At 68.5% G+C, this 6,281-nt stretch carries 6 protein-coding genes; 5 read left to right on the top strand and 1 reads right to left on the bottom strand.

The window, feature by feature from the left end; genetic code table 11:
* The 5 genes from LCE31_RS13730 to LCE31_RS13710 form a co-directional block, all read left to right on the top strand.
* Positions 1–486: Dyp-type peroxidase (locus LCE31_RS13730; RefSeq protein WP_225014508.1), on the top strand; the 486-nt coding region annotated here is incomplete at its 5' end.
* Between the two features lie 72 nt (positions 487–558).
* Positions 559–1,344: an ABC transporter permease gene (locus LCE31_RS13725; RefSeq protein ID WP_225014507.1), complete on the top strand. Its 786-nt coding sequence runs from the start codon at positions 559–561 to the stop codon at positions 1,342–1,344.
* 414 nt (positions 1,345–1,758) lie between these two features.
* Complete coding sequence (locus LCE31_RS13720) at positions 1,759–2,793, top strand: iron-siderophore ABC transporter substrate-binding protein (RefSeq protein WP_225014506.1); 1,035 nt, start codon at positions 1,759–1,761, stop codon at positions 2,791–2,793.
* 674 nt (positions 2,794–3,467) lie between these two features.
* Positions 3,468–3,848 (top strand): BlaI/MecI/CopY family transcriptional regulator, encoded by a 381-nt coding sequence (locus LCE31_RS13715; RefSeq protein ID WP_225014505.1) that lies wholly within the window; start codon positions 3,468–3,470, stop codon positions 3,846–3,848.
* A complete protein-coding gene (locus LCE31_RS13710) occupies positions 3,845–4,792 on the top strand; it encodes a M48 family metalloprotease (protein WP_225014504.1) in 948 nt (315 codons plus the stop codon). The genes LCE31_RS13715 and LCE31_RS13710 overlap by 4 nt, the downstream gene beginning before the upstream one ends.
* An 83-nt stretch (positions 4,793–4,875) precedes the next feature.
* Here the strand turns inward: LCE31_RS13710 and LCE31_RS13705 are convergent, their stop codons facing one another.
* On the bottom strand, positions 4,876–6,279 hold the full coding sequence (locus LCE31_RS13705) for an MATE family efflux transporter (RefSeq protein WP_225014503.1): 1,404 nt from the start codon (positions 6,277–6,279) through the stop codon (positions 4,876–4,878).
* Positions 6,280–6,281 lie beyond the last annotated feature (2 nt).

The following is a 6,281-nucleotide window of genomic DNA, read 5'->3' as shown; positions in this document are numbered from 1 at the left end:
GACGAGGGGTGGATGGCCGGGGGCACGTACCAGATCGCCCGCAAGATCCAGATGAACATCGAGATCTGGGACGCTGACCCCGTCAGTGATCAGCAGCGTGTCATCGGCCGGACAAAGACCGAAGGCTCCCCGCTGTCCGGGGGCACGGAACACACCACCCCGGACTTCCACGCGACGCGTGGCGGCGCCAAGACGATCGATCCCACCTCGCACATCGCGTTGGCCTCGCACGAGACGAACAACGGCATAAAGATCCTGCGGCGCTCCTACAACTACACCGACGGCATCAATCAGTACGGGCAGCTCGACGCGGGACTCCTGTTCCTCGCCTACATGAACGACCCCGCGCACTTCGTCACACTGCAGAAGAAGCTCGGCGCCTCCGACAGGCTCAACGAGTACATCTCGCACATCGGTTCAGCCGTCTTCGCGGTGCCGCCCGCGCCGAAACCCGGGTCCTACATAGGGCAGTCGCTGTTCGATTAGCCACCGGCTCGCACTCGCCTCGCCGGAGTCCGGGGCGGTACGCGGGACCCGACACCGAGGAGGAGCCGCAGCATGCACCGCGGGACAGCTGTCGCGGCCTCACTGCTGCCTGTCGACAAAACGCTCGGAATCCTGGTGATGGCCCTGCTTCTTACGGCGATCATCGTGTCGGCCCGCTACCACCTGGGCCCGCGGACCGGCCCGCCACGATGGCGGCAGATCGCACTCGCCGGTCTGCGGGCCGCCGTGCAGTTGTCAGCCGTCTCCCTGGTGATCAGCTACGTGGTCACGTCAGTCTGGGCCCTGGCCCTCTTTCTGCTGGTGATGTTCGCCACCGCGGTGCGCACGGCGGGCCGTAGGCTGACTTCGAACCACTCCTGGTGGCTAACGGCCGTCCCCATCGCTGCAGGGACCGGGCCCGTGGTGGCGGCTCTCCTGTTGACCGGACTCGTACCGCTCATGGGCATCGCGCTGATCCCCGTCACGGGCATCCTGCTGGGTGGCGCTCTCACCGCGACCGTCCTCGCCGGTCGCCGGTCGCTCGATGAACTGGCAGAGCGGCGGGGCGAGGTGGAAGCCGCACTGGCCCTCGGGTTCGTGAGCCGCGAGGCGCGGATGAGGGTCGCACGCCCCGCGGCGTCCGACGCGCAGCTGCCTGGTCTCGACCAGACCCGCACGGTCGGGCTTGTCACCCTGCCGGGCGCATTCGTCGGGATGCTCTTGGGAGGCGCCACACCGATCATGGCCGGAGCGGTGCAGTTGTTCGTCCTCATCGCCCTGATGGCGGTCCAAACCGTCGCGGTGAGCCTGACCGTCGAGCTGGTGGCACGAGGCAGACTGTGCCGTCCACCGGAGTGAGCCCGGACCGGTCCGCGACCGCATTCGCCCGGGTGCGACGGGATTCTCAGCTACTCGTCCGATCAGAGGACGGAGCCCAAGCCATACCTCATATGGTTAGGTTACCCTTATTTTCTCGGGGCCCGGGCCGCGCCATCCCGTGCGGGTGTCGTCCAGACCGATGCCGGCGCCCTGCTGAGCTGCGGAAGGCCAGGCTGCATGAACGACGTCGCCCCGTCGACGGCACCACGGATCGTCGCCCCGAGCCAACCGCCTCCCCCGGCCACCCGGGGACGTCGCGCCACCGCGCTGACGCCCCGGACCCGGTGCCGCGCACCCCGCTTGTAGTGCCAATCGGACGTCACCGGATTCCTTCGGAAGCGTCCGAGGACCTGCCACTTCCCCGTCCCCAGTCGAATGTGAAGGCTTACCACCGTGCTTCCCTCTGCCCGTCTCCTTCGAGGCTCCGCCGGCCGCTGGACCGTGGCCGCGCTGGTCTCCGCCGCGCTGATCACTCCCCTTGCTGCCGGGTGTTCCTCCCCGTCGGACGGCTCCGACTCCTCCGCCGCCAAGACCGGCTCGTCCTCCTCCAGCGGCTCCTTCCCCGCCACCATCCCCACCAAGTTCGGCGACGTCACCGTCGACAAGAAGCCGACCCGGGTGCTCGCACTGGGCTGGGGCGATGCCGAGACCTCGCTGGCACTGGGCACCCAGCCCGTCGGGGCCAGCGACTGGCTTGCCTTCGGCGGGAACGGAGTAGGTCCCTGGGCCAAGGGCCTGTACAAGAAGAAGCCCGAGATCATCGGCACCCTGGAGCTCAACTACGAGAAGATCGCCGCCCTCAGGCCGGACCTCATTCTGGACACCAAGTCCAGCGGCGACTCCAAGCGCTACAAGACCCTCAGCAAGATCGCTCCCACGGTGGACGTGCCAAAGGACGGAGACGCGTACAAGACCTCGTGGCAGGAACAGATCCAGATGATCGCCGCCGCCCTCGGGAAGAAGGAGGAAGGCGGCAAACTGATCGCGGGGGTCGACAAGAAGTTCGCCGAGGCCACGAAGGAGCACCCCGAGTTCAAGGGAAAGACGATTTCGGTCGGTGCGCTAAGTGGCGACGGGTACGGCGCCTATGTCAGGGGCGACAGCCGGATCTCGTTCGCCCAGGAGCTCGGTTTCAAGAACAACCCAGAGGTCGATGCCAAGGCAAAAGGAAACTTCTTCATCAATGTCTCCCGCGAGAACCTGAACCTGCTCGACGCCGACCTTGTCGTCATGTCCCCCATCGGTGTCAGTTCGAAGAAGATCTCCGGAGACAAGCTTTTCCAGGCCATCCCCGCTGTGCGGAAGGGGCACTCCGTCGTCCTGGACAACCAGGACATCAGCCAGGCGTTCGCCACCGACTCCGCGCTGTCCATCGGGTACGCCATCGACAAGACCGTCCCGCTGTTCGCGAAGGCGCTGCGCGACTGAGTCAAGCCGGTCATGGGCGGGGCCCGGAGCAGGGAGCGGAGATCGCCGTCCCGAGCCACGAGGACTCGCCCGCGCATCGGCGCCGCGTCCGCCTCGCGTCGCCAATACCCGTCGGGGCCCCAGACACCATCGAAGAAGCCCGTTCTCATCCTGTCGGAGCGCAATCCGCCGGCCCAACGCCTCGCCGTCTCCGTAGAGATGGTGCTCGACGAGGCGTTCGTCGCCGCCGCGCCCCACAGAAGTGGCATGGCTTCTGGCTCGGCGTCGACCAGCGGGACGGACACGCGGTTCGCATGGGGGCCAAGGTGTCGACCCTCGAACGCCTGATAGCCGTGCTGACGGGCCGGGGTGTTGCCTTCGCCCGATCGTCCTCGCAGAGGTACTACGCACGTCTCGGGTTCGCCTTCGTTCCTGTCGGTGCCCTGTCCGGCAGTACCGTCGCACTGGCATGGCGGCGACACGCGGCCGCGCCTCTGGTGAACGATCCCGTCGCACCGCCGCTCACCCGGTGCTCACGAACAGGGCGCGGGGCGAGCTTTAGGGAGATTCTCTCGGACGATAAGTTGTGCCCAACTTGAAAACGTCCGCGACGTTCGTCTACGTGCGTGTAGTCGACAAAGCCGTAAGAGTGCCAGGTGTAGTGGTCGCTGGGAGACAGGGAAGGAGGAGAGCGAGTGGCAAGAAAGCGTGGGAACGAGAGGCGGCAGCACGGCGAGCTCGTCGCAGACGTACTGGCTGCGCTCTGGCAGGCAAGGGAGCCGTTGACGGCGCAGCAGGTCAATGCCGCGCTCGGGGGAATGGCCAGGACTACGGTGGCCACAATCTTGAGTCGCCTCTACGAGAAGGGCACGCTGCGCCGAATCCCCGCGGGACGAGCCTTCGCCTACGAGCCGGTCGAGGACGCACCGGGGCTCGTCGCTGGACGCATGCGCCGCGAGCTGGAAAGCGACCCGCGTAGGGACCTAGTGCTGAAGAGGTTCGTGTCCTCGTTGTCCGAAGGCGACGAGGAGACCCTGCGGCGCCTGCTCCTTGAAGCGGAGGACGAAACGGAGTGACGTACGTACTGGTACTTGTCGTGCTGGCGCTCGCCTTTCCGTGGGGAGCCGCGCCGGTCGCTCGGCGCCTGGCAAGGGTGCTGCCGCCGCGTGAGGCGTGCTGGGCGTTGACGGGCGGCGCGGTACTGCTGGCCGGTGGGACCGTCGCGGCGCTGGTCGGACTGTTCCAGGTGCCCTTTCTGGCCGGGCTGGAGCAGGTGCCGCTCTCCCGTGTGGTCGAGCTGTGGCCGGCGGCGGTGCCCCTCTCGGCCATGGCCGGGGCGGCGATGCTGGTACAGCTTGTGCTCCTGCTGTGGCGCTCGATCCGACAGCGCTCACTGCTCAGGCATGCCTGGGAGTCGGTCGACGACGGGGTGTCCGAGGGGGACGTGCTCATACTCCCGGGGATGGGCGTGGACGCTTTCGCGCTTCCCGCGCACCGGGACCGCGGCGCCCGCGTCGTCATCACGTCCGGGATGGTGCGCGCTCTGGAGCCGGGCGACCGGGAGGTGTTGATGGCCCACGAGCGGGCTCACCTGGCCGGGCGCCATCATGTGTTGTCGGTGATCGTCGACCTCGCCGCCATGATCCATCCCGGCCTCGGGGCCTTGCGCGCACCACTCGCCTTCCATCTGGAACGGTGGGCCGACGAAGTGGCGGCCGCCGTTGTGGGGAACCGGCGGGCAGCGGCCGCCGCCATCGCGCGCGCGGCCCTGGCCTGTGCGGCTCCCGGTCGTCCGGGGACGAAGGGCTATCCGTTGCTGTCCGCGACGAGCGGGCCGGTGCCGCAGCGCATCGAGGCACTGCTGCTGCCCGAGCCCGCGGCCCCTAGTGGGCGCGTTGAGCGCACACGCGCGGCCGCTCTGACGGGGACGGTGGCCGGCGCAGCGCTTGCCGCTCTTGCCTTGTCCTACGGCTTGCACGAGTACGTGGAGTATGCCTCCGGCGTCGTACGCGGCCTCTGAACCACCGGCGCGCAGGGCCCTGGAGGGGCACGGCTCTGTGTGTCTCCCGGGCCGTCGCGGCGGGCTCGGCCGACGCGAGGTCGTCAGGCGGCGGTGACGGGCTGGGGGCGCATGGCTGAGAGCGTCGCGTTGTAGCGGCGCAGCAGGAGCAGGGCGGTGGCGGCGAGGCCGGTGAGAAGCCCCAGCCAGATGCCCACCGCGTGGAGTCCCGCGGCGTAGGCGAGGAGGCACACCGCGGGCAGCCCTATGGCCCAGTAGCCGATCAGGGTGATGCGGAAGCCGCTCTTGGTGTCGTCGAGTCCGCGCAGGAGGCCCACTCCGATGTTCTGGGCGCAGTCGAAGAACTGCAGGAAGACAGCGACGATCAGCAGATGGGTCGCGATGGTGACCGCCCTGTCCGAGCTCGCGTCGAGGAAGGGGGCGAGGACGACGTGGGGAACGGTGAGGTACACGATGCCGACGATGACCATGACGGCCGCGGCACAGGCGAGAGCGGTGTCCTTGACGCGCCGGGCGCCGTCGCCGTTGCCGAGGGCGAGTTCGCGGCTGACATTGATGGACGCGGCGTGGGAGAGGCCGACGGCGATCTGGAAGACGATGTAGATGAGTTGGTTGACGGCGGTGTGGGCGGCGAGTGCGTCGGCGCCGAAGGAGCCCGCCATCAGCGCGGTGACCGAGAAGAAGCCCGCTTCGGACCCGTAGGTGGCGGCGATCGGGATGCCCAGGCGCAGAAGCCGCTTGACGGCTGCGGCGTCTGCGCGAAAGGCGGCCAGAGTCAGGAGCGGCGCCAGTTCGTCGTCCCTTTTCGCGGAGAGATAGAGGGCGAGGAAGGACAACAGGTACACGGTGGAGGTGGCGAGGCCGACACCTGGGAGTCCGAGCCGGGGCAGGCCGAGAGTGCCGTGGATGAGTGCCCAGTTGAGGCCGGCGTTCACGGCGATGGAGGCAAGGGTGATCTGTGAGAGCGCCTGCGGGCGGCGCATGCCGACGGTGAACTGGCGTACCGCCTGGAACCAGAAGCAGGGCAGCAGGCCGGGGGCGAGGGCGTAGAGCATCGTCTGGGTGAGGTGGGCGACGCCGGCCTGCTGCCCGAGCAGGGGCAGGGCCTGTCCGATGAGGATGATGACGAGGGCTCCGACCGCTCCGGCCAGGGTGGCGACGGCCAGGCTGGCCCGAACCACCTCCCGGACTTCGTCGTGCGCTGTCCTCTCGGCTGCCGTCCCGTCCGGCTCGCCGACGGCCCGCTCGGCCCGGGCGACCGACGCGGCGATCTGGTTGCCGACGGAGGTGACCAGGCCGACGCCCATGGTGCGTACCTGGTTGAACATGACCACGGCGAGGCCGCCCGCGGCGAGTTGGGCCGTGCCGAGCAGCCCCATCATCACGGTGTCGGTGGTCGTCAGGGCCACCTGGGCGAGCTGCGAGAGGACGAGTGGTACGGCGAGGGCTCCGAGTGCGCGGCTGTCGCGGAGAAGAGTGGTGAGCATGG

The organism is Streptomyces sp. 8L (assembly GCF_020176795.1).
In the GTDB taxonomy this organism is placed as follows: domain Bacteria; phylum Actinomycetota; class Actinomycetes; order Streptomycetales; family Streptomycetaceae; genus Streptomyces.
The sequence above is the reverse complement of the archived record's forward strand: the minus strand, read 5'-3'. Positions and strand labels throughout refer to the sequence as shown.

Coding starts and splice junctions, on each gene's coding strand:
- LCE31_RS13725 (WP_225014507.1), top strand. CDS start 559: ATGCACCGCGGGACAGCTGTCGCGGCCTCACTGCTGCCTGTCGACAAA.
- LCE31_RS13705 (WP_225014503.1), bottom strand. CDS start 6,279: ATGCTCACCACTCTTCTCCGCGACAGCCGCGCACTCGGAGCCCTCGCC.